Source organism: Bacteroides sp. PHL 2737 (assembly GCF_004115325.2).
GTDB lineage: Bacteria > Bacteroidota > Bacteroidia > Bacteroidales > Bacteroidaceae > Bacteroides > Bacteroides hominis.
Genome location: NZ_CP040630.1, coordinates 3,881,449 through 3,906,424 on the forward strand (window position 1 = coordinate 3,881,449; position 24,976 = coordinate 3,906,424).

A 24,976-nucleotide genomic window follows, 5' to 3' on the forward strand; every position below is an offset into this window, starting at 1 on the left:
ATAAAGACCTATCATAATGAAAAAACTAATGTATATTTTTCTCATCTTTCCTTTGGTAATGACCGGATGTAAAGGAAAAAAAGAAGCCGGAAGAGGAGAGATGCCTACTCCGGAAATCAGTGTGGCATATCCACTCGTACAAAACATTACCCTGACAAAAGATTATCCGGGATATCTGACTACCGAACAAACCGTAAATCTGGTAGCCCGGGTCAACGGCACCCTGCAATCCGCCTCATTCACACCGGGGACTCGTGTAAAGCAGGGGCAACTCCTGTTCGTTATCGAACCTACTATCTACAAAGATAATGTAACACAGGCTGAAGCGCAATTGAAAACTGCGCTTGCACAACTGGAATATGCCCGCAATAACTATACCCGAATGAAAGAAGCTTTGAAAAGTGATGCAGTCAGTCGTATACAGGTTTTACAGGCAGAATCAAACGTTGCCGAAGCCACCGCTGCTGTTAGCAATGCTGAAGCCACCCTGAATACTGCACGTACCAATCTGGGATACTGCTACATTCGTGCTCCTTTCAATGGAACAATCAGCCGCTCGCTTTACGATGTAGGAAGCTATATCAGCGGAGCCGGACAACCTGTCACTTTGGCCACGATCTATAAAGACGACCGAATGTACACCTACTTTAATGTAGCAGACAACCAATGGCTATCCATGCTACTTTCACAAACCGGTAAGGAGAAAGAACTTCCCAAAAATGTTATCGTACGCTTGGGAGAAAACGGTACACAAAACTATCCGGCTACACTGGATTACTTATCGCCCAATGTGGACCTGGGTACAGGAACACTTAACGTACGCGCCAACCTCGATAATCCGAAAGGGGTTCTGAAAAGCGGACTATATGTCAGCATTACATTGCCATATGCCGAAGCGAAGCAAGCATTGCTCGTACCAGAAGCCTCTATTGGAACAGACCAGTTAGGAAAATACCTATATATTGTAAATGATTCGAATGTTGTGCGCTATCGCCACATCCAGCCGGGACAGCTGGTTAACGATACGTTACGTCAAATTAAAAGCGGGCTTTCGGCTAAAGAGCAATACGTCACAACGGCATTAATGAAAGTGCGTGACGGCATGAAAATCAAGCCAATATCAGTCAATCACGAGTCACAAACCTCTAATCATTAAGTACATGTTTTCAAAGTTCTTTATCAATCGGCCTATATTTGCCACGGTACTGGCATTGATTATCGTGGTGGCGGGATTGGTAACATTAAATATATTGCCTGTCGCACAGTTTCCGGAGATTACTCCACCTACAGTACAGGTGTCTGCTTTCTATCCGGGAGCAAATGCTGAAACTGTAGCTCAAACTGTCGGCATCCCCATTGAACAGCAAGTGAACGGAGTAGACGGTATGCTTTACATGAGTTCCACCGCATCCAGTTCGGGTGCCTATTCACTGACTATAACCTTTGCCGTAGGCACAGATATCGACATGGCTACCGTACAGGTACAGAACCGGGTAAGTGTAGCGCAATCTTCACTGCCGGAACCAGTTGTAGTCCAGGGAGTAACTGTACAGAAACAATCGTCCAACATTGTGATGTTTCTCACAATGCAGGCAAAAGACTCTGTATACGACGGACTATATCTTACGAATTATGCACAACTAAATCTGGTAGATCAATTAACACGAGTACCGGGTGTAGGAGCTGTCAATGTAATGGGGGCAGGAAACTACAGTATGCGTGTCTGGCTCGATCCGGAAGCAATGCGTATCCGTAATCTCTCTCCTGCGCAAGTTTATCAAGCTATCCAGTCACAAAACATTGAAGTCAGTGCCGGCTATATCGGACAACCTATTGGAAAAAATAATAATAACGCCTACCAGTATACGTTGAATGTACAGGGGCGGCTGACATCTCCCGAAGAGTTCGGTAACATCATTATCCGAACCGGAGAAGGAGGGAAGATGCTCCGACTGAAAGATATAGCACGCATCGACCTTGGCAGTTCCTCGTACAATGTTGTCTCTAAACTAAAAGGACATCCCACTGCTGCCATTGCTATTTATCAACAACCGGGTTCAAACTCGCTTGATGTTTCCAAAGGAGTCAAAGCTAAGATGCAGGAGCTTGCACAAAACTTCCCGGCAGGCGTCAGCTATAATGTGACATTGGATACAACCGATGTCATCAATGCATCTATCGATGAAGTATTGGTAACTTTCCTGGAAACCACCTTACTGGTAGTACTTGTTATTTTCCTGTTCCTGCAAAACTGGCGGGCTGTTATCATCCCATGCATCACCATCCCTGTATCACTGATTGGTACTTTGGCAGTAATGGCTGCTCTTGGATTCTCAATCAATACTTTAACTCTGTTTGGATTAATACTTGCCGTAGCGATAGTGGTAGACGATGCAATAGTAGTGGTAGAAAACGCTTCCCGATTATTGGAAACGGGACAGTATTCTCCTAAAGATGCTGTCACCAAAGCAATGGGAGAGATCACCGGCCCAATTGTCGGGGTTGTACTGGTATTGCTGGCTGTTTTCATACCAACTACATTGATCAGTGGCATCTCCGGACAGCTTTACAAACAGTTTGCCTTGACCATTGCCGCTTCTACTGTATTGAGTGGCATTAACTCGTTGACACTGACCCCTGCATTATGTGCCTTGTTTTTGGAACATAACAAGCCATCCAATTTTTTCATATACAAAGGATTCAACAAAGTATATGACAAGACACAGAATCTCTATGACCGCATTGTAAAAGGATTACTCATTCGTCCGGGACTTGCACTGATCTCTTATGGGATCATTACAGCGATAGCTGTCATTCTGTTCATGAAATGGCCTTCAACTTTCGTGCCCGATGAAGATGACGGGTACTTTATCGCTGTCATCCAATTACCACCGGCATCCAGCCTCGAACGCACACAAGCTGTCGGACAAAAAGTAAACCGAATTTTAGACAGTTATCCGGAAGTAAAAGACTACATTGGTATCAGTGGCTTTTCTATTATGGGAGGTGGCGAACAATCAAATACAGGTACCTATTTCGTTGTACTGAAAAACTGGGATGAACGGAAAGGAAAGGGACACACTGCTGCAGCTGTAGTACAGCGTTTCAATGAAATGGCTTACGGCATTCAGGAAGCGCAGATATTTGCGATGGTGCCTCCGGCCATTCCCGGCTTAGGAGCCTCGGGAGGTTTACAGTTACAACTGGAAGATCGTAACAATCTGGGACCGACAGAAATGCAGAGAGCTATCGAAACTTTGATGGCTACCTATCACACACAACCGGCCCTTGCATCCATATCCAGTATGTACCAGGCCAATGTGCCACAATACTTCCTGAATATTGACCGTGATAAAGTCCAATTTATGGGTATCCAGTTGGACAATGTATTCTCTACGCTAAGTTATTACATGGGGGCAGCCTATGTCAACGACTTTGTTCAGTTCGGACGCATCTATCAGGTAAAAATAGAAGCCGGGGAACAGGCACAGAAAGTGATCGATGATGTATTGAAGCTCAGTGTCCCCAACGCCGCGGGAAATATGGTACCATTTTCTTCTTTTACAAAAGTTGAAGAACGTCTGGGTATGGACCAGATAAGCCGCTACAATATGTATTCAACAGCTTCCATAACCTGCAACGTAGCCTCAGGAAGTAGTTCAGGTGAGGGAATACAACAGATGGAGAATCTCATAAAAGAGCAACTGGGCAATGAATTCGGTTACGAATGGACTTCAGTAGCTTACCAGGAAACGCAGGCAGGAAACACAACGACCATTGTATTCATTATGGCACTATTGGTAGCATTTCTGGTGTTGGCAGCCCAATACGAAAGCTGGACAAGCCCGTTATCAGCTATCATGGGACTACCAATGGCTCTGTTGGGCGCCATGATAGGCTGCTTCGTCATGGGTACCCCAGTGAGCATCTACACTCAGATTGGAATTATTTTGCTGATTGCCCTTTCAGCTAAAAATGGAATTCTGATTGTAGAATTCGCACGCGATTTCCGTGCCGAAGGCAACTCCATACGTGACGCTGCCTATGAAGCCGGACACGTTCGTTTACGCCCAATCCTTATGACTTCTTTCGCCTTTGTGTTAGGAGTAATGCCATTGCTGTTCGCTACCGGAGCCGGGGCACAAAGCCGCATTGCTCTTGGGGCAGCTGTTGTCTTTGGTATGGCACTGAATACATTGCTGGCAACCGTATATATCCCCAATTTTTATGAATTGATGCAGAAATTCCAAGAAAACGTCTTGGATCGGAAGAAAAAGAAATAGTTCTCTATATCACTATCTCTATTGTAAAAAACGTCCTTTTCATTTCACAGTCTATTGTCACCGAGCTGAATCTCGGATGACAATAGACTTTTTCTTATACTTATCACAAAAACAATTAAGTGCTTTCATGCTTATTCCATAAAAATAGGAATATGTTGAGTTATTAGGTAATAGTTCTGATTATAAACAAATTATGAAGACAACAATCTGTCATTACGAAGTTAACTTTAACAGTGTGTTAAAGTTAACTTCGTAATGATAAACAATTAGCTTTTTACATTTACGATATTAACTTCCTAAAGATAAATCAATAAAGGTCCGAATTCACTGTTAACATTGTTAATTTTACAAGATAGCATAATCCGGAATATCAGCCAGAAATGAATAACTTTGAGTATCATAATTCATCCGGCAGCAATAGTGTTGCATACCATTACTGACAACCAGATAATCAACCTTCAAAACCATATTATAACGAGTAATCTGATCAAAAACAGCTTGTGTGATCTCAATGTGGGGAGCTTTGTATTCAACAATCATTCTGGCAGTAAGATCACGCTTATAAAGCACTGTGTCACATCGTTTCTTGGTTCCATTCAAGTTCAACAGCACCTCATTGGCCATCAGAGACGACGGATATCCTTTATAGACAATAAGAAAGTGTACAAAGTGCTGACGGACCCATTCCTCGGGGGTCAACGCGACATAACGACGGCGAATCACATCGAAAATAACATTTTTTCCATTTCGAGTGGCGATTTTAGTGTCAAATACTGGTAGGTTTAACGATAACATTTACTATTTTTGTAAGTTAAATAATGGCTTCCTGTTATTGGAAGCACAAATTTAATGGAATCTTATGAAAACAAAGCAAGAAATCGTAGCTAATTGGCTGCCCCGTTACACCAAACGTAATCTGGAAGACTTTGGAGAGTATATCCTGTTGACTAACTTCAACAAGTATGTAGAAATATTTGCGGAAAAATTTAATGTTCCTATCCTTGGCAGAGATGCCAATATGATATCTGCCAGCGCAGAAGGGATTACAATCATCAACTTCGGCATGGGAAGTCCCAATGCAGCCATTATCATGGATCTGTTAAGCGCCATTTCTCCCAAAGCTTGTCTGTTTCTGGGCAAATGTGGAGGAATTGATAAAAAGAACAAAATAGGTGATCTGATCCTGCCAATTGCCGCTATCCGGGGAGAAGGTACCTCAAACGACTATTTTCCACCCGAAGTTCCATCGTTACCGGCATTTATGTTACAACGTGCCGTATCATCGGCCATCCGCGACTATGCACGCGATTACTGGACAGGAACCGTCTACACAACCAACCGCCGTATATGGGAACATGATGACGCCTTTAAGGAATACCTGAAGAAAACTCGTGCAATGGCAGTTGACATGGAAACAGCAACCTTATTCAGTTGTGGCTTTGCCAATCATATTCCGACCGGTGCTTTGCTGCTTGTATCCGACCAGCCTATGATTCCGGAAGGAGTGAAAACCGATAAAAGCGATAATATAGTTACTAAAAACTATGTAGAGGAACATGTAGAGATAGGTATTGCTTCATTACGAATGATTATTGACGAAAAGAAAACTGTAAAACACTTGAAATTCGACTGGTAACGCCACACCAACATTTATATGGCAAAACAAGAACTGACTTGCGACGATATCCTCAAAGAATTGAGGGCCAAACAATATCGCCCCATCTATTATTTGATGGGAGAAGAATCTTATTATATCGACTTGATAGCCGATTATATCACCGACAATGTATTGACGGATACAGAAAAAGAGTTTAACCTTACTGTGGTTTATGGCGCGGATGTGGATGTAGCAACCGTAATTAATGCCGCTAAACGTTATCCGATGATGTCCGAACATCAGGTTGTAATAGTAAAAGAAGCACAAGCTATACGCAATATAGAAGAGTTATCTTATTATCTGCAAAAGCCATTAAATTCAACTATCTTAGTCATTTGTCATAAGCATGGCACTTTGGATCGTAGAAAAAAATTAGCTGCAGAAGTTGAAAAAGCAGGTGTCCTATTCGAATCTAAAAAGATAAAAGAGGCGCAACTACCTGCATTTATCAGTTCGTACATGAAACGTAAAGGCATAGATATGGAACCCAAAGCCACTGCGATGTTGGCCGATTTTGTAGGGACTGATCTCAGCCGTCTAACAGGCGAACTGGAAAAGCTAATTATTACATTACCCAGTGGTCAAAAACGTGTCACACCTGAACAGATAGAGAAAAACATAGGAATTAGCAAAGACTATAATAACTTTGAATTGCGTAGTGCACTGGTTGAGAAAGATATACTCAAAGCTAATAAAATAATAAAATACTTTGAGGAAAATCCTAAAACAAACCCGATACAGATGACACTTTCTTTACTATTTAATTTCTACTCAAATCTTATGTTAGCGTACTATGCACCGGATAAATCAGAGCAAGGAGTAGCCACAATGTTAGGACTAAAAACCCCATGGCAAGCTCGCGATTATCTGGCAGCAATGCGAAAATACAGTGGAGTAAAAACAATGCAAATTGTAGGAGAAATACGATATGCAGATGCTAAATCGAAAGGTGTGGGCAATGGTTCAATTAGTGATGGAGACATCCTCCGCGAGTTGGTCTTCAAGATTCTTCATTAAAAACAATCCACTTTAAATCTACTCCCTATATGCATATATTTTGCCGGTATAAAATATGTGTATGGGGAGTAAATATATCCTCATAATCCGAAATATACTTTCCTATAATTATCCACTTTATTCTTCACATCAATTTTACACTCTTTTCCCTGTCTCTACCATACATATAAAACTTAAATATAGTATTCTGTTTCTTCTAAAAGAAAACAGATTTTGCATGGGGCGAATAAGTATACTCCCAATAGAACAATATAAAAATCAACAAAAAGAAGATAACATATCCCATATAATAAAATTGTGATTATACTGATTCCTATCAATCATCTATATGGGTGTGATATGGTGCTAATGCTTCATCATAATGCTATCTAAAGTAGTATAAATTATATCATAATGCTATTTCTCTATGTATAGATTCATTTTTCTAGAATATAAAAAAAATATATATCAAAAAACAAGCATATTCTTCTATATATCAAATAATTAGGTAATATTTGACTTCCTCAGAATCGAATAATTTCATTTGGATAACCAACCATACGGAAATAACGCAAAAATTTGGCATTATAGCCTAAATGTAAGGTATGATGACACGCTATTCTTTATATCTATATCCAATAGGCATAAAGACAAAAGCAACTCCCATGCTATTTGTTGCATATATAACGATACAATATGACAATTGTGAATAAGGACTATAGCCCTTATATGGATTTACAAAAGTAATAATATCATTTTTGTATAGCAAATAAATATAGCACAAATGTAAATAGACGACATTACATATGTGTATTTACATTTGTAGATGTAATAGGGGAGTAGTTAACATTTCCTTTTTTACATGCTAATGACAGAATAATCAATAAGAAAAAAAATATATATCAATCAAATATTCAACTAATGCATGAAAATATGGACACATTTGTAATAAACAAGCAACACAAGATAAAATCCATAGATACATATTACAATAAATCAATATATTATAATATCTATATAAAGTAATACTTTATATATTGTTACGACTGTATAGGCAATACAAACAGAATTAAAGAGGAAGTCCTATCTTGCGTTTACAATAGTAAAATATGAATTATGTATTTGTAATTTGCTTTTGTGATTTTTATTTTTTACTTTTGTGCATTAGTAAATATGCCATTTACTTTTGTGAATTAATATATAAGTCATACATTTGTAAAACCTTCAAAGGATATGGAAATAAAAGATAGGATTAAAATGATCATGGAAAAAGAGAATATGGCTTCCGGTGCTTTCGCTGAAAGCATAGGTATCCAACAATCCACTCTCTCGCACATTTTGAATGGCCGCAACAATCCCAGTTTAGATGTTATCATGAAAGTACATCAAAAATATAATTATGTAAATTTGGAATGGTTATTATATGGGCACGGCAATATGTCGGAAGAAACCATTCAACCGACTTCCGATTTTCAGCCTTCTTTATTTGCTGAGAATGCTATAATTCCGTCCAATGAGACGATGGCTCCGGAAAATCGCGGAGAAATAGCGTTAGAAAGTCCCGAAACATCCCATAAAGAGATTGTAAAACAGGAAATTAGATATATAGAAAAGCCTTCCAGAAAAATCACTGAAATAAGAATTTTCTTCGATGATAATACATACGAGACATTCAGAGGAGAAAAATAAGACAGATAAATCACTGTTTGCACAATTTCCCGTATCTTTGCAACACGAATACGAATTTACTCACATACATGAAAAAATTTATTTTAGATCTGACAGTAACTGAGAATCTCAGATTGCATTCTAATTATGTTCTGCTGAAATTGACATCTCAGTCCGTCCTCCCGGATATGCTACCGGGACAGTTTGCGGAAATTCGGGTGGATGGTTCACCTACCACCTTCCTGCGCCGCCCTATCTCTATTAACTATGTAGACAGACAACGTAACGAAGTATGGTTTCTGATTCAACTCATCGGTGATGGAACAAAACGCCTTGCACAAGCCGCTCAAGGAGATATAATAAATGTAGTACTCCCGCTTGGAAGCAGTTTCACAATGCCTAAAACACCTTCTGACAAGTTACTATTAGTAGGTGGAGGTGTAGGGACAGCTCCTATGCTTTATTTAGGCGAGCAGCTGTTCAAAAGCGGTAGCAAACCAACATTCCTTTTAGGAGCACGTAGCGACAAAGATCTGCTCCAACTGGAAGAGTTTACCGCTTACGGAGAGGTTTACACCACAACAGAAGATGGCAGTTATGGCGAAAAAGGATATGTCACTCAACATTCTATATTAAATAAAATAAACTTCGAACAGATATATACATGCGGTCCCAAGCCCATGATGATGGCAGTAGCCAAATATGCCAAAGCTAATCATATCAATTGTGAAGTATCATTGGAAAATACAATGGCATGTGGCATAGGTGCATGTCTTTGTTGTGTTGAGAATACTACAGAAGGGCATTTGTGCGTTTGTAAAGAAGGTCCGGTTTTTAATATAAATAAACTATTATGGCAGATTTAAGTGTAAATATTGGTAAACTACAAATGAAGAACCCCGTAATGACAGCATCGGGTACATTTGGATATGGTGAAGAGTTTGCAGATTTTATTGATATAACGCGAATAGGCGGTATCATTGTGAAGGGTACTACTCTTCACAAGCGTGAAGGTAACCCATATCCGCGTATGGCTGAAACTCCTTCCGGAATGTTAAACGCTGTAGGACTGCAAAATAAGGGTGTGAAATATTTTTCTGATCACATATATCCCCGTATTAAGGACATTCAAACCCATATGATTGTGAATGTTTCCGGATCGGCTATTGAAGACTATGTAAAAACGGCAGAGATTATTAATGAACTTGACAAAATTCCTGCTATCGAACTAAACATCTCATGTCCTAATGTAAAACAAGGAGGTATGGCTTTTGGAGTAACAACTAAAGGAGTATCAGAAGTTGTTCAGGCAGTTCGTTCTGCTTACAAAAAGACACTTATCGTTAAGCTTTCCCCCAATGTTACCGATATAGCCGAAATGGCACGGGCAGCTGAAGCTAATGGTGCCGATAGTGTATCATTAATTAATACATTACTGGGAATGGCTATTGATGCTGAACGCAGACGTCCCATACTTTCAACCGTAACCGGAGGTATGTCGGGAGCAGCTGTAAAACCAATAGCATTACGGATGGTATGGCAGGTTGCTAAAGCGGTAAATATTCCAGTCATAGGATTAGGAGGTATCATGAACTGGAAAGATGCCGTCGAGTTCATGCTTGCAGGGGCTTCAGCTGTACAGATTGGTACTGCAAATTTCATAGATCCGGCTATCACCATCAAAGTAATGGATGGTATAAATGATTACCTGGAAAGACATGGATGCAAGTCCGTTTCTGAAATTATAGGTGCACTTGAGGTATAGTAACAAACAGATAATAGCCCTTCGTCACAATTAGCCATAAAAAAGTTATTCAAACATGGATATTCCTTTCTCTGTTAATCCCGGAATAAGTTAGACAAATTCTGGTATTAAATAGAGAAGTTCCATGAAAACAAATTCCATTATTAATAGTATAGTTTCATAAAAAAAGAATGTCTTGCTAAAAGACAAGACATTCTTTTTTACATACAATAAGAATTAGTCTTCCAATAAATCGGGGCGAAGTCTTTTGGTGCGCTCCAACGATTGTTGAAGTTCCCACTCTTTAATTTTGGCTTCATGCCCTGAAAGCAAGATTTCAGGTACCTTCCAACCATTATACTCTGCCGGACGGGTATAAACAGGAGCTGCCAACAAATTATCCTGAAAAGAATCAGAAAGAGCAGACTGTTCATCAGAAATTACTCCCGGAATAATCCGCACTATAGCATCCGCCATCACGGCAGCAGCCAATTCACCACCAGTCAGAACATAATCTCCAATACTAATTTCTTTCGTTATCAGATGCTCCCGGATACGATAATCAATACCTTTAAAATGCCCGCATAAGATAATAAGATTACCAGATAATGATAAACTGTTGGCCATCCTCTGATCAAACTGCTCGCCATCCGGAGTAGTAAATATCACTTCATCATAATCGCGTTCTGCTTTCAAAGCATTAATGCATCGTTCAATAGGTTCTATCTTCATCACCATACCGGCAAATCCACCAAAAGGATAGTCATCTACCCGACGATACTTATCTTCTGTATAATCACGCAAATTATGAATATAAATCTCAGCAAGCCCTTTGTCTTGAGCCCGTTTCATAATAGAACAATTGAAGAAACCCTCAATCATTTCGGGCAATACTGTTATAATATCGATACGCATAATCTTTAATTTTTCGCAAAAGTACAAATATTCGAAGAGAAACCTGTATTTTTGCCTAAAACAATCTAAAGAATATATGACTGTAAAAGAAAAAATAGATCAGCTTCGAATCCAACTCCATCAACATAATTACAACTATTATGTGCTGAATGCTCCGGAAATCTCCGACAAAGAATTTGATGACTTAATGAGAGAACTCCAGACTTTGGAACAGGAACATCCAGAATATAAAGATGAAAACTCACCTACTATGCGTGTAGGTAGCGATATCAATAAAAACTTTACTCAAGTAGCTCATAAATACCCAATGCTTTCATTGTCAAACACCTATTCTGAGAATGAAGTAACCGATTTCTATGACAGAGTACGAAAAGCATTGAATGAAGATTTTGAGATCTGTTGCGAGATGAAGTATGACGGTACCTCGATCTCTTTGACCTACGAAAATGGTAAACTTATCCGTGCCGTAACCCGTGGCGATGGCGAAAAAGGAGACGATGTAACAGACAACGTAAAAACCATTCGGAGTATCCCTCTTGTTCTGCATGGAAATAATTATCCGGATGTTTTCGAAATCCGTGGAGAAATCCTAATGCCATGGGAAGTTTTCGAAGAGCTAAACCGGGAAAAAGAGGCCCGTGAAGAGCCTCTTTTCGCTAATCCCAGAAATGCCGCTTCAGGAACTTTAAAATTACAAAACTCAGCAATCGTGGCTTCCCGAAAACTGGATGCCTACCTCTACTACTTGCTTGGCGATAATTTGCCTACTGACGGACATTATGAAAACTTGCAAGAAGCGGCTAAATGGGGCTTCAAGATTTCTCCTCTAATGCGTAAATGCCAAACATTACAGGAGGTATTCGATTTTATTAATTATTGGAACGTAGAACGTAAAAACTTAAATGTTGCTACAGACGGAATCGTACTGAAAGTTAACAGTCTCAAACAACAAAAAAATCTTGGATTCACTGCCAAATCTCCACGCTGGGCAATAGCCTATAAATTTCAGGCTGAACGGGCACTCACTCGCCTGAATACAGTATCTTACCAGGTAGGAAGAACCGGAGCTGTTACACCTGTAGCCAACCTTGATCCGGTACAGCTTTCCGGAACAGTCGTAAAACGCGCATCTCTACACAATGCAGATATCATCGAAGGACTCGATCTACATATAGGTGATATGGTTTATGTAGAGAAAGGAGGAGAAATCATTCCTAAAATCACAGGCGTAGATGTTGCTGCCCGTTTTATGATCGGTGAAAAAGTAAAATTCATCACTCATTGTCCGGAATGTGGCAGCAAGTTAATAAGATATGAAGGAGAAGCTGCCCACTATTGCCCGAACGAAACTGCCTGTCCACCACAGATCAAAGGAAAAATAGAACATTTCATCAGCCGGAAAGCAATGAATATAGACGGATTAGGCCCTGAAACTGTTGATATGTTCTATCGTTTAGATCTAATTCATAATACAGCCGATCTTTATCAATTGACGACTGATGACATTAAGAATCTCGATCGTATGGGAGACAAATCTGCGGAAAACATCATCAGAGGAATTATGCAAAGTAAGGAAATTCCTTTTGAAAGAGTTATTTTTGCATTAGGCATTCGTTTTGTAGGTGAGACAGTAGCTAAAAAAATAGCTAAATCATTCAAAGACATAGTAGAATTGGAAAATGCAGATTTGGAAACTTTAGTCAGCATCGATGAAATCGGCGAAAAAATTGCCCAGAGTATTCTTAACTATTTTGCAAACGATTCAAACCGTAAATTAATTGACCGATTGAAAATAGCAGGATTACAGTTATACAGACCGGAAGAAGATCTAAGTGAGCATACTGACAAATTGGCCGGGCAATCCATCGTTATTAGTGGTGTGTTTACCCATCATTCAAGAGACGAATACAAAGATCTTATTGAAAAGCATGGAGGAAAAAATGTGGGAAGTATTTCCGCCAAAACCAGTTTTATCTTGGCCGGAGATAATATGGGACCTGCTAAATTAGAAAAAGCCAATAAACTGGGGATTAAAATTATGAACGAAGAGGAATTTCTAAAGCTTATATTGTAACATTTTTCTGCTATATTCTTATTTTATATATTATTATTGCTGTAAAAAAAGAAAATATTCGTACTTTTGCGAGCAAATTATTTAGAGATTATTATTAATACTCATGATACAGACTAGATTGAAAGGAATGGGGGTAGCGCTGATTACTCCTTTCAAAGAGGATGAAAGCGTTGATTACGATGCATTAATGCGATTAGTAGACTATCTGCTTCAAAATAATGCAGATTTTCTGTGTGTGCTGGGAACGACAGCCGAAACTCCAACTCTGAGCGAAGACGAGAAAAAGAAAATCAAAAAAATGGTAATCGACCGTGTCAACGGAAAAATTCCCATTCTATTAGGAGTCGGTGGAAACAATACACGAGCTATCGTAGAAACACTCAAAAATGATGATTTCACCGGAGTGGATGCCATCTTATCCGTGGTTCCTTACTATAACAAGCCCTCACAGGAAGGAATCTATCAACATTATAAGGCAATTGCAGGCGCTACAGAGCTTCCAGTTGTATTGTATAATGTTCCCGGTCGGACAGGGGTTAATATGACCGCAGAAACGACTTTACGCATTGCTAAAGACTTCAAAAATGTCATAGCAATTAAAGAAGCATCAGGCAATATCACTCAGATGGACGATATTATCAAAAACAAACCAGCCAATTTTGATGTTATTTCCGGAGATGATGGCATTACTTTCCCTTTAATCACATTAGGAGCTGTAGGGGTTATTTCAGTTATTGGAAATGCTTTTCCACGTGAATTCAGCAGGATGACACGCCTGGCATTGCAAGGTGACTTTGCCAACGCCCTGACCATACACCATAAATTTACAGAGTTATTTAACCTGTTATTCGTAGACGGAAACCCTGCCGGAGTAAAATCAATGTTGAATGCAATGGGAATGATCGAGAATAAACTTCGTTTGCCACTGGTACCAACACGTATCACAACATTTGAAGCCATTCGAAACGTACTTAACGAGTTAAATATAAAATGCTAATAACTAAATCATTATAAGAAAACAAAGAGTAAAGTTACATAAAAAATGACTTTACTCTTTGTTTGTATATCCAGACCTTTCCTCTGTCACACAGCCTTCTTCGTATTGATGTTTTTCTTGAAGAGATTTTTACATTGATCCGAGAAAGGCAGTCCATCAACTTACGTTGATCCCGGTATGATCCTAATGGCGGCATAACAAAAAAAGAAGGTACCCTTTTAAGACACCTTCTTTTGTGATCGCGACAGGATTCAAACCTGTAACCGGCTGATCCGTAGTCAGCTACTCTATTCAGTTGAGCTACGCGACCGTTTGTTATTTTTAGAGTGACCGCGACAGGATTCAAACCTGTAACCGGCTGATCCGTAGTCAGCTACTCTATTCAGTTGAGCTACGCGGCCATTAGTTAAACTTTAAAGTGATCGCGACAGGATTCAAACCTGTAACCGGCTGATCCGTAGTCAGCTACTCTATTCAGTTGAGCTACGCGACCATTGTTTTTGTTTAACGGGTGCAAAGATACGGACTTTTCTTGAATTTGCAAGCTTTCAGCAAACTTTTTTGCAAATAAATTATTCGATGAAACGATAGTTAAACAATTGCCAACCGAGCGTCAAACCGACATTCCACTCCCTTTTCGGTGAGCTATAATGATTTACATATGCCGAGATTGCACCAAACGGTAACTGACATACCACTGAAACTTCTCCCAAATATTCGAAACGAGAGAAAGCTTTTCCATAGTAAGCCTTATTAATTGGATTTCTTTCTATAGGAAAAATCGGCAAAAAGCCATAAAACTCTCCACGAACGTGAAACATCTGATTTAAACGATAAATAGGCCGTATCCCGGCTGCCAGATATTGATTGGCACGAAAAGCTTCATTATATGTTAATTTACTATGTGCAGTAGGTGCAAATTCACTGGCCTGCATCATTGTAGCTGTATAATTCTCTGAGAAGTTTTTAGACGCATATAATGCATCCAGATACCATCCTAATGTCCAATTTGCTCCCATTTTATGGTATTTCTCCTTCATATAAGATAACTGTAACCATGAATGTTTCTCTTCGGTAGATTTCCTACTCTCAGAATTCACCCCAGGGCGAAAGCGTTCCTTCCCTGTAAATATCTGTGCAACGAGTGCCTCTCGTGCTCCTTGAGTAGGAAATTGTCTAAAATTCAATGTACTACCATTAAAACTTACTGAACCGCCAAACAAACGATATTCACTTTTATCATATTTGTCTTTATCGAAGTCGATTACATTATTTTGGAAATACCGGTCTTCTATTTGTGCAATTCCAAACCCAAGCTCCACTCGTTTACTTGAAAGAAAAGGAAGAGCAACTTTGAGTTTCAGAAAACGCTCATCTTTTTGATTAAAAGCCGGTTTATCATTTTTAGAGAAAAGCTTATCCTTCTTAAAATAATCGAAAGTACTGATCGAAGCAATAAAGCGATAAGAAGTAGGAATAGTAGTGGCAAAGTCTACTTTTGCCATAAACTGAGCATTATTATATATTTTTCCCAACTGTCCATCGAATGTAAACTCCTTCGAATAATAGTTAAGATTCTGATATGTAAGTCCCAGATAAATTTGGTTAGAACTGGTAGTGGACACATTTCCACCCAAACGAACAGAAAATTCATTTTCCATCTTTATCTTCAAATGCAAATCGTAAGTATCATCTTCGGGGTTGAAAACTGCATGAGGAATAATCTCTGAGATCATATTATCAGATAATAGACGAAAATATCCCCGTTTCAAATCCTCATAGGTAAACTCTTTATCATCTGAAGTATGGAATTCTTTCTTTATGTAAACCTGTTGATGAGAATTAGCACCATCGATATATATATTTTTGAAACGGAGTTCCGGATAATTACTTTTATAAACCAACCGCCTCAGTCGTATATTATCCATATTTACTCTACGATGAACACGACTTTTGATAGAATCCATTAAGCCCATGGTCCGATCATATCCTATTTTCACCAGTTCATCCATTCGTTGAAAATCCATCAGATTAACATCGTTGTACTTAAATGTCATCAATATTCCAGCCGAATCCGGAAGAGAATAATCAGTCTTTTGCATTACCATATTCTCAATCTGACTCATCAAATCATTTTCTTTCGGTTTTCCTGGGTTGGTAGAAACAACACTACCTATAATTATATCCGGATGAAAATCCTCTCGCATGACATCTGTAGGAAAGTTATTATAAATTCCACCGTCATATGCCAATAAACTATCTATTTCAATGGGCTTAAACATAAAAGGGAAACTCATAGAGGCTCGTACTGCATCTCCAAGATCACCACGCTTTAAGACAAGTTGTTTTTTATTATACACATCGGAAGCTATGCATCGAAAAGGCACAAACAACTTATCAAAATCGCCTTCACAAGTGGCAGTTGCCCGTGCGTAAAGATCGATAAAGACAAGGTTCATCTGAATTGGATTAACCACACTGGTTGGCAAAAACTGTGGCTTTAAATTAAGTGAATCTTTGAACGAAAAGCGTATATTGAAAAGTTCAGGAGTCGGAAGATTCTTTTTGAAATAATACATATATTTTTCTTCCACTTCACCAGAATACCAACGTTTAAAGTCATCTGACTTCAGCAATATCTCCATATCATCAGGTGAATATCCCATGGCATAAAGAGACCCTATAATAGCTCCCATAGAAGTACCTGTAATATAATCAATTGGGATATTATTCTCTTCCAGAGCACGAATTATTCCTATGTGTGTCAGCCCCTTTGCACCGCCACCACTCAATACTAACCCAACTTTCTGAGCGTGGACAAGCATTGGCAAGAACAGTAAAAAGAGAAATAACAATAAAAAAACTTTCTTCATAAGGCTCAGCAAAACATCGTGTAAATGGTTGATTTAACGTTCAAATATATACAATAGTTTCTAATCTATCGACTCTGACAGCACATTTATTAATAAAAAAAGAGCATTACGGACACTTTTATCGTGCGCAATGCTCTTTTAATTTATGTTATATGAATTAAATGTGATAGACTAAATCAACTCAATACTTCTTTTTACAAAATTATTCAAGGCTTCACCTTTCAGCATGTTGTTCTGTAATAATGCCAGGTCAATCAGCTGACGAACAACCTTATTCTTACCTGCGTATCCTGCAAATATCGATTCTTTTTGTTGTTTCAAATTATCCCATTTCTTATCCAAATCGTTAAGTTCATCTTTTTCAGCAACAGGAATATCTTCGTCTTTTTTACCTTCTTGTTTTTTCTTGAGTGCATCACGGCGTTTTGTCACTTCATCCAATTCAGCTTGTACCGGTGCAATAGCTGCGCTACATTCTTTCTCCTCGTCAGACAGCACCTCTTTTACCAGTTTGTGATCTGAATTCAATACCAGATTGAACATATCCGGCATTTCGCCATAAAAACTCATTCCAGCCTGAATATTTGCCATCTCCTTCATGCGACGCATATATTCACTTTGCGTAATCATTACAGGAGCACCATTTTCGCCTAATGCCTGAGTCATCACATTAAACTCAACCTTTTCCATCTTTGGCAACTGGCTCTTGAAAGCTGCAGTCAGAGCTTCTTGCTTAGTGGCTTCAAGCACTTCGCTTTTCTTATCTTCTTTCACAATCAGATTGTCAATAACATCACTGTCTACACGAGTAAAGCGAGATTTCTCCAGTTTTTGTTCGAGCATGCTCACCATTGCCACATCCAACTGCCCATCCATCAACAATACATTATATCCTTTATTTTTGGCAGCTTCAATATAAGCAAACTGTTCATCTTTATTATTGGCATATAAATAAACCAGATTCTTATCTTTATCTGTCTGATTATCTTTAATAAGAGCCTGATATTCTTCGAAAGTGTAATGCTTTCCATCCGTATCTGTGAATAGGGCAAATTTCTGTGCTTTATCATAGAAATCCTCTTGGGTAAGCATTCCATAATTAATAAAGATCTTTAAATCATTCCACTTTTCTTCAAACTGTGTACGATCATTCTTAAAGATAGACTGCAAACGATCTGAAACTTTTTTTGAAATATAAGTCGAGATCTTCTTTACATTTGAATCACTTTGTAAATATGAACGGGACACATTCAACGGAATATCCGGTGAATCAAGTACTCCATGAAGTAAAGTAAGGAAATCCGGAACAATACCTTCTACCGAATCGGTCACATAAACCTGGTTGCTATATAACTGAATCTTATTCTTATTTAAGTCAATATTGCTTTTTACTTTCGGGAAATAGAGGATACCTGTCAGATGGAACGGATAATCCACATTCAAATGAATCCAAAACAATGGTTCATCAGACATTGGATACAACTCACGATAGAACTTCTTATAATCTTCATCAGAAAGCTCACTCGGTTTTTTAGTCCACAAAGGAGTAGTATCGTTGATTACATTATCCTCAGTGGTTTCAACCTGCTTGCCATCTTTCCACTCTTTTTTCTTACCAAAGGCAATAGGTACAGGTAAGAAGCTACAATATTTTTTCAAGAGTGCAGAGATACGAACTTCTTCAAGGAACTCTTTGCAATCATCATCGATATACAATACAATATCTGTTCCACGATCGGCCTTTTCTATCTCTTCAAGAGTAAACTCCGGGCTACCATCACAAGTCCATTTTACCGCTTGTGCACCTTCTTTATAAGATTTGGTAATGATTTCTACCTTTTTAGAAACCATAAAGGCGGAATAGAAACCTAAACCGAAATGCCCGATAATGGCATTAGCATCATTTTTATACTTTTCCAGAAAGTCATTTGCCCCCGAGAAAGCAATTTGGTTGATATATTTATCAATCTCCTCAGCTGTCAAACCGATGCCTCGATCGGAAATGGTAATAGTATCCTTGCCCAATGAAACATGTACGGTCAAATCACCCAATTCACCTTTGAACTCACTGATAGAAGCCAGTGTATTCAACTTCTGTGTAGCATCAACAGCATTGGAGACTAATTCCCGAAGGAAAATCTCATGATCACTGTACAAAAACTTTTTAATGATAGGGAAAATGTTCTCTGTTGTAACTCCAATATTACCTTTTTGCATAATAACGTGTATTTTTTAATTATCTGGTTATTAAATCGAATTATTTTTTGTAGAGATACAGACAAAAAAAATGCCAGACCCGAAGGTCTGACATTTTGACGTATACTCAAAGGAAATAACTTAGCTATTCAGTCGTTTTGGCTTCATGATTCATTTCCAACTCTCCTTTTTCTTCGTTCAAAGAAACAGTTATTGTATCTCCTTCTTTCAAAGCAGCCGAAATGATCAGTTCAGATAAACCATCTTCCAGATAAGCCTGAATTGCGCGCTTCAACGGACGGGCTCCATATTGTACATCGTAGCCCTTAGAAGCAATGAATTGCTTAGCCTTATCCTCAATAACCAGCTTATAACCAATCGAATCTATTCTATCATATAAGCCTTTCAACTCGATATCGATAATCTTCGTAATAGCTTCCAATGATAACTGATCGAAGGTGATAATTTCATCCACTCGGTTTAAGAATTCAGGTGCGAATGATTTATTCAAAGCCTTCTGAATTACACTTCGCGAGAATTCTTTATCGTCTAAGCGACTTTGTGTAGCAAATCCGACTCCACGGCCAAACTCCTTTAGTTGACGAGTACCAACGTTTGATGTCATGATGATTACCGTATTCTTAAAATCAACCATTCTGCCATAACTGTCAGTCAAACGTCCTTCATCCATTACCTGAAGCAGGAGATTAAACACATCAGGATGTGCCTTTTCTATCTCATCAAGCAAAACAATGGAATAGGGCTTACGACGTACTTTCTCAGTCAGCTGACCGCCTTCCTCGTATCCTACATATCCCGGAGGAGCACCAACTAAACGCGAAACTGTGAATTTCTCCATATATTCACTCATATCAATGCGAATCAACGCATCCGAAGAGCCAAACATATATTTAGCCAATTCTTTAGCTAAGTGGGTTTTACCGACACCTGTCGGTCCCAGAAACATGAAAGTACCGATAGGTTTATTGGGATCTTTCAGTCCGACGCGGCTACGCAAAATAGCTCTTACCAACTTCTCGATAGCAGCATCTTGAGCAATCACTTTCGACTGTAAGTTTTCTTTCATACCGGCCAATTTTATACCTTCAGCCTGCGCCATCCTCTGTACAGGTATGCCCGACATCATAGATACAACATTAGCAATTTCTTCTGCATCAACCGTTTCGCGATTATCTTTCAAACGCTCTTCCCACTCTTTTTTCATCACATCCAATTGAGTGGTAAGTTCTTTCTCTTTATCCCGGAAACTGGCAGCCAACTCAAAGTTCTGCGATTTCACTGCATCATTTTTCTTGTTCTTAGCCTCCTCAATCAGTTTCTCCTGATCTTCAATCTCTTTCGGAACACTGACATTTGTAAGATGTACACGTGAACCGGCTTCATCCAATGCATCAATAGCCTTATCAGGGAAATTACGATCAGTTATATAACGATCTGTCAACTTGACACAAGCTTCCAGTGCAGCATCTGTATAATTTACATTGTGGTGATCTTCGTATTTATCTTTAATATTACGAAGAATCTGCAAAGTCTCCTCAGCCGTAGTAGGTTCTACCATCACTTTTTGAAAACGGCGCTCTAAAGCACCATCCTTTTCTATATTTTTCCGGTACTCATCAAGAGTAGTAGCTCCGATGCATTGTATCTCACCACGTGCCAAAGCTGGTTTCAACATATTGGCAGCATCCATCGATCCGGCAGCTGATCCGGCTCCGACAATAGTATGGATTTCATCTATAAACAAAATCACATTCGGATTCTTCTGCAATTCATTCAAAATAGAACGTATTCGCTCTTCAAACTGCCCACGGTATTTAGTTCCGGCCACAACAGCAGTCATGTCAAGCGCTACCACACGTTTATCAAACAGAATGCGGGACACTTTTTTCTGAATAATACGAAGCGCCAATCCTTCCACAATAGCCGATTTACCAACACCCGGCTCACCAATCAGGATAGGATTATTCTTTTTACGACGACTAAGTATCTGTGCTAAACGTTCTATTTCACGTTCACGTCCTACAACAGGATCTAATCGACCTTCTTCGGCCGCTTTAGTCATATCCGTACCGAAGTTGTCAAGCACAGGAGTATCATTTGTCGGCTTTCTGGAAGCTGTCTGTGCTTGTTGCTGATGTTCACCCGCTCCATGAGCGGACCGAGACTGATTCATCTCATCTTCATCGTCATCATCCTCTGTGAATCCCATACCTGCACTGATATCAGGTTGTAACGACAATTGTTCAAACACCTGCTGATAGTCTACATGGTTGGCTTCAAGAACTGTAGCTGCCAAATTATCCTTATCTTTAAGAATAGCCAGCAAAACATGTTCTGTATCTGCAACTTGACTTTTCATCACACGTGCTTCTAAAATACATAATTTTAATATCTTTGCAGCCCCATTTGACAATGGAACGTCAGCATCAGGCAGCAGCATGTCATCTGCATGTTCTTTCAGTATGGCCTCAATCTGCTTCTTTATGTCGGTCAGGTTTGTTTTGAGCTTAGACAATATCTCAATTGCTTTTCCCTCACCATCGCGAAGCATGCCGAGCAATAAGTGCTCAGGGCCTATATAGCTGCTTCTCAGGCGGTTGGCCTCTTCCTTGCTATATACGATAATATCGGAAACTTTTTGTGAGAATTGATTATTCATACTTTTCTTCCTTCTTCTAAGAGATTATTTACTTGCAAATATACGCATTTCATATCGTTTGCTTATGCATCATTTGCTTTATTTGTTATATAACAAATGTCGTGCCATTATTTCTTTCATTTCTATACATTATAATATAATAGAGCAATAAAACACACAAAAACTACTAAAGAAAAGAAATTGATACAGCCGGTATACAAGCATCATCATATTATAAGAACTAACTTCGGACCCTTTTAAAAAGCCTAAAAACTTTCTTCGTTAAAACTTTCGTATATCAAGGAAAAGTAGTACTTTAGCGTGGTTTTTCATAAGCCACAAATGTATAATTAATAATCTTTTTAAATGCTTGAACAAGACAGAATTATAAAGATTAACATTGAGGAGGAAATGAAGTCATCGTACATTGACTACTCCATGTCGGTCATCGTTTCACGTGCCCTTCCTGATGTTAGAGATGGATTTAAGCCCGTTCACCGTAGAATTCTTTACGGAATGATGGAACTGGGAAATACGTCAGATAAACCTTATAAAAAATCAGCTAGAATCGTAGGTGAAGTACTTGGTAAATATCACCCGCATGGAGATTTTTCCGTATATTTTGCTATGGTACGTATGGCTCAAGAATGGGCAATGCGTTATCCGTTGGTAGACGGACAAGGAAACTTCGGTTCTGTAGACGGTGACAGTCCTGCTGCCATGCGTTATACTGAAGCACGCTTGAATAAATTAGGTGAAGAAATGATGCAGGACCTCTACAAAGAAACTGTAGACTTTGAGCCTAATTTTGACAACACACTGATGGAACCCAAAGTGATGCCAACACGTATTCCTAACTTACTGGTCAACGGGGCTTCGGGTATCGCTGTAGGTATGGCCACGAACATGCCACCTCATAATCTGTCTGAAGTCATCGATGCCTGTGAAGCTTATCTTGACAATAAAGATGTTACTGTAGAGGAATTGATGGAATACGTAAAGGCACCCGATTTTCCGACAGGAGGATATATATATGGTATAAGTGGTGTACGTGAAGCCTACCTTACAGGACGTGGGCGTGTTGTCATGCGTGCAAAAGCCGAAATAGAGTCTGGACAAACACATGACAAGATCGTTGTTACAGAGATTCCGTACAACGTTAATAAGGCAGAATTGATCAAAGCAATTGCTGACCTTGTTAATGAAAAGAGAATAGAAGGCATCTCCAATGCTAATGACGAGTCCGACCGTGAAGGTATGCGTATTGTTATCGATATCAAGCGTGATGCTAACGCAAGTGTAGTGCTGAACAAACTTTATAAAATGACAGCATTGCAGACTTCGTTTGGTGTAAACAACGTAGCATTAGTCAACGGACGTCCTAAGATGCTGAATTTACGTGACTTAATCGTATATTTTGTAGAGCATAGACACGATGTGGTCATTCGCCGTACCCAGTTTGATCTACGTAAAGCTAAAGAACGTGCACACATATTAGAGGGGTTAATTATTGCTTCGGATAATATTGATGAAGTAATCCGTATTATTCGTGCAGCAAAAACACCTAACGACGCAATCTCCGGGCTGATGGAACGTTTCAAACTGAGCGAAATTCAAGCACGTGCTATTGTTGAAATGCGTCTGCGCCAATTAACCGGCTTGATGCAGGATCAGCTTCATGCTGAATACGACGAGGTTATGAAGCAAATAGCTTATTTGGAAAGTATCTTGGCTGATGATGAAGTATGCCGTAAGGTGATTAAAGATGAACTATTGGAAGTAAGAGCTAAATACGGTGACGAACGACGTTCCGAAATCGTATATTCTTCAGAAGAATTTAATCCGGAAGACTTCTATGCAGACGACCAAATGATCATCACCATTTCGCATATGGGATATATCAAACGTACACCATTAACTGAGTTCCGTGCCCAGAACCGTGGCGGAGTAGGCTCCAAAGGCACTGAAACCCGTGACGAAGACTTTATTGAGCATATTTATCCGGCAACAATGCACAACACTATGATGTTCTTCACTCAAAAAGGTAAGTGCTATTGGTTGAAAGTATACGAAATTCCCGAAGGTACCAAAAACTCAAAAGGACGTGCAATACAGAATTTACTGAACATAGATTCAGACGATGCTGTTAATGCATACCTGCGTGTAAAGAGCTTGAATGATCAGAAATATATTAATAGTCATTACGTACTGTTCTGTACCAAGAATGGTGTTATAAAGAAAACATCATTAGAACAATATTCGCGTCCACGTCAGAATGGTGTAAATGCCATAACTATTCGTGAAGACGACCGTGTAATTGAAGTACGTATGACAAACGGAAACAATGAAATCATTATCGCTAATCGTAATGGACGTGCAATACGCTTCCATGAAGCAGCAGTACGCGTTATGGGACGTACAGCAACTGGAGTTCGAGGAATCACATTGGATGATGACGGACAGGACGAAGTGATAGGTATGATTTGCATCAAGGATCTTGAAACAGAATCTGTAATGGTTGTTTCAGAACAAGGATATGGTAAACGTTCCGATATTGAAGACTATCGCAAAACGAATCGCGGTGGTAAAGGTGTAAAAACAATGAATATCACCGAAAAAACAGGCAAATTGGTTACAATTAAGTCTGTAACAGATGACAATGACTTGATGATTATCAATAAGTCAGGTATCACGATTCGTCTGAAAGTAGCTGATGTTCGTATTATGGGACGTGCAACTCAAGGAGTTCGTCTGATAAATCTTGAGAAACGTAATGACCAGATTGGCTCGGTATGTAAAGTAACGTCAGAGAGTTTGGAAGATGAAATTCCTGCAGAAGAGGGAGAGGGAAATATTCCAAGTAATCCAGAAACTGACACGTTGGTAAATGAAACAGAAGAATAGACATAATATT

Annotated in this window: 15 protein-coding genes and 3 tRNA genes; 10 read left to right on the forward strand and 8 right to left on the reverse strand. The window is 39.2% G+C overall.

Features of this window, described 5'->3' with window-relative positions; translation table 11 throughout:
* Positions 1–16 precede the first annotated feature (16 nt).
* Positions 17–1,156 (forward strand): efflux RND transporter periplasmic adaptor subunit, encoded by a 1,140-nt coding sequence (locus tag DBK98_RS16015; RefSeq protein WP_032537071.1) that lies wholly within the window; start codon positions 17–19, stop codon positions 1,154–1,156.
* A gap of 4 nt (positions 1,157–1,160) precedes the next feature.
* Positions 1,161–4,283, forward strand: a complete 3,123-nt coding sequence (locus tag DBK98_RS16020) for an efflux RND transporter permease subunit (protein ID WP_032529994.1) — start codon at positions 1,161–1,163, stop codon at positions 4,281–4,283.
* Positions 4,284–4,628: 345 nt separating this feature from the next.
* On the opposite strand, the gene DBK98_RS16025 is transcribed toward DBK98_RS16020, so the two are convergent.
* A complete protein-coding gene (locus tag DBK98_RS16025; RefSeq protein WP_005777844.1) occupies positions 4,629–5,078 on the reverse strand; it encodes a type I restriction enzyme HsdR N-terminal domain-containing protein in 450 nt (149 codons plus the stop codon).
* Between the two features lie 64 nt (positions 5,079–5,142).
* On the opposite strand from DBK98_RS16025, the gene DBK98_RS16030 reads away from it, so the two are divergent.
* From DBK98_RS16030 to DBK98_RS16050, 5 genes are all read left to right on the forward strand, one after another.
* Positions 5,143–5,919, forward strand: coding sequence for an AMP nucleosidase (locus tag DBK98_RS16030; RefSeq protein WP_005777845.1), 777 nt, complete (start codon positions 5,143–5,145; stop codon positions 5,917–5,919).
* An 18-nt stretch (positions 5,920–5,937) separates the two neighbouring features.
* The gene (holA, locus tag DBK98_RS16035; RefSeq protein ID WP_005777846.1) at positions 5,938–6,957 is read left to right on the forward strand and encodes a DNA polymerase III subunit delta; all 1,020 of its coding nucleotides are present in this window, start codon (positions 5,938–5,940) and stop codon (positions 6,955–6,957) included.
* A 1,212-nt stretch (positions 6,958–8,169) separates the two neighbouring features.
* On the forward strand, positions 8,170–8,625 hold the full coding sequence (locus tag DBK98_RS16040; protein WP_032537073.1) for a helix-turn-helix transcriptional regulator: 456 nt from the start codon (positions 8,170–8,172) through the stop codon (positions 8,623–8,625).
* 68 nt (positions 8,626–8,693) lie between these two features.
* On the forward strand, positions 8,694–9,470 hold the full coding sequence (locus DBK98_RS16045) for a dihydroorotate dehydrogenase electron transfer subunit (RefSeq protein ID WP_005806253.1): 777 nt from the start codon (positions 8,694–8,696) through the stop codon (positions 9,468–9,470).
* Complete coding sequence (locus DBK98_RS16050; RefSeq protein WP_005820340.1) at positions 9,458–10,369, forward strand: dihydroorotate dehydrogenase; 912 nt, start codon at positions 9,458–9,460, stop codon at positions 10,367–10,369. The genes DBK98_RS16045 and DBK98_RS16050 overlap by 13 nt, the downstream gene beginning before the upstream one ends.
* 216 nt (positions 10,370–10,585) lie before the next feature.
* Here the strand turns inward: DBK98_RS16050 and trmD are convergent, their stop codons facing one another.
* Positions 10,586–11,263: a tRNA (guanosine(37)-N1)-methyltransferase TrmD gene (gene trmD, locus DBK98_RS16055; protein ID WP_005777857.1), complete on the reverse strand. Its 678-nt coding sequence runs from the start codon at positions 11,261–11,263 to the stop codon at positions 10,586–10,588.
* A gap of 76 nt (positions 11,264–11,339) precedes the next feature.
* On the opposite strand from trmD, the gene ligA reads away from it, so the two are divergent.
* Together ligA and dapA are read left to right on the forward strand one after the other, a co-directional pair.
* On the forward strand, positions 11,340–13,337 hold the full coding sequence (gene ligA / locus DBK98_RS16060) for an NAD-dependent DNA ligase LigA (protein ID WP_005777859.1): 1,998 nt from the start codon (positions 11,340–11,342) through the stop codon (positions 13,335–13,337).
* Between the two features lie 103 nt (positions 13,338–13,440).
* Positions 13,441–14,334 carry a 4-hydroxy-tetrahydrodipicolinate synthase gene (gene dapA / locus DBK98_RS16065; RefSeq protein ID WP_032537074.1) on the forward strand — a complete coding sequence of 298 codons (894 nt, stop codon included), beginning with the start codon at positions 13,441–13,443 and terminating at the stop codon, positions 14,332–14,334.
* A gap of 236 nt (positions 14,335–14,570) precedes the next feature.
* Here dapA and DBK98_RS16070 read toward each other — a convergent pair.
* The 6 genes from DBK98_RS16070 to DBK98_RS16095 form a co-directional block, all read right to left on the reverse strand.
* Positions 14,571–14,644, reverse strand: a tRNA-Arg gene (locus DBK98_RS16070).
* Positions 14,645–14,661: 17 nt separating this feature from the next.
* Positions 14,662–14,735, reverse strand: a tRNA-Arg gene (locus DBK98_RS16075).
* Positions 14,736–14,753: 18 nt separating this feature from the next.
* Positions 14,754–14,827: transfer RNA gene (locus DBK98_RS16080), tRNA-Arg, on the reverse strand.
* A 79-nt stretch (positions 14,828–14,906) separates the two neighbouring features.
* Entirely contained in the window at positions 14,907–17,159 is a 2,253-nt protein-coding gene (locus tag DBK98_RS16085) for a patatin-like phospholipase family protein (RefSeq protein WP_229067051.1), read from the reverse strand.
* Positions 17,160–17,378: 219 nt separating this feature from the next.
* Positions 17,379–19,424 (reverse strand): molecular chaperone HtpG, encoded by a 2,046-nt coding sequence (gene htpG / locus DBK98_RS16090; protein ID WP_032537076.1) that lies wholly within the window; start codon positions 19,422–19,424, stop codon positions 17,379–17,381.
* Positions 19,425–19,548: 124 nt separating this feature from the next.
* Entirely contained in the window at positions 19,549–22,083 is a 2,535-nt protein-coding gene (locus tag DBK98_RS16095) for an ATP-dependent Clp protease ATP-binding subunit (protein WP_032537077.1), read from the reverse strand.
* Positions 22,084–22,428: 345 nt separating this feature from the next.
* Here DBK98_RS16095 and gyrA point away from each other — a divergent pair, with 345 nt between their 5' ends.
* The gene (gene gyrA, locus DBK98_RS16100) at positions 22,429–24,966 is read left to right on the forward strand and encodes a DNA gyrase subunit A (RefSeq protein ID WP_033572613.1); all 2,538 of its coding nucleotides are present in this window, start codon (positions 22,429–22,431) and stop codon (positions 24,964–24,966) included.
* Positions 24,967–24,976: the final 10 nt, after the last annotated feature.

Coding starts and splice junctions, on each gene's coding strand:
- DBK98_RS16095 (WP_032537077.1), bottom strand. CDS start 22,083: ATGAATAATCAATTCTCACAAAAAGTTTCCGATATTATCGTATATAGC.
- DBK98_RS16030 (WP_005777845.1), top strand. CDS start 5,143: ATGAAAACAAAGCAAGAAATCGTAGCTAATTGGCTGCCCCGTTACACC.
- DBK98_RS16085 (WP_229067051.1), bottom strand. CDS start 17,159: ATGCTTGTCCACGCTCAGAAAGTTGGGTTAGTATTGAGTGGTGGCGGT.
- DBK98_RS16020 (WP_032529994.1), top strand. CDS start 1,161: ATGTTTTCAAAGTTCTTTATCAATCGGCCTATATTTGCCACGGTACTG.
- dapA (WP_032537074.1), top strand. CDS start 13,441: ATGATACAGACTAGATTGAAAGGAATGGGGGTAGCGCTGATTACTCCT.
- DBK98_RS16025 (WP_005777844.1), bottom strand. CDS start 5,078: ATGTTATCGTTAAACCTACCAGTATTTGACACTAAAATCGCCACTCGA.
- DBK98_RS16040 (WP_032537073.1), top strand. CDS start 8,170: ATGGAAATAAAAGATAGGATTAAAATGATCATGGAAAAAGAGAATATG.
- holA (WP_005777846.1), top strand. CDS start 5,938: ATGGCAAAACAAGAACTGACTTGCGACGATATCCTCAAAGAATTGAGG.
- htpG (WP_032537076.1), bottom strand. CDS start 19,424: ATGCAAAAAGGTAATATTGGAGTTACAACAGAGAACATTTTCCCTATC.
- gyrA (WP_033572613.1), top strand. CDS start 22,429: ATGCTTGAACAAGACAGAATTATAAAGATTAACATTGAGGAGGAAATG.
- DBK98_RS16015 (WP_032537071.1), top strand. CDS start 17: ATGAAAAAACTAATGTATATTTTTCTCATCTTTCCTTTGGTAATGACC.
- DBK98_RS16050 (WP_005820340.1), top strand. CDS start 9,458: ATGGCAGATTTAAGTGTAAATATTGGTAAACTACAAATGAAGAACCCC.
- ligA (WP_005777859.1), top strand. CDS start 11,340: ATGACTGTAAAAGAAAAAATAGATCAGCTTCGAATCCAACTCCATCAA.
- DBK98_RS16045 (WP_005806253.1), top strand. CDS start 8,694: ATGAAAAAATTTATTTTAGATCTGACAGTAACTGAGAATCTCAGATTG.
- trmD (WP_005777857.1), bottom strand. CDS start 11,263: ATGCGTATCGATATTATAACAGTATTGCCCGAAATGATTGAGGGTTTC.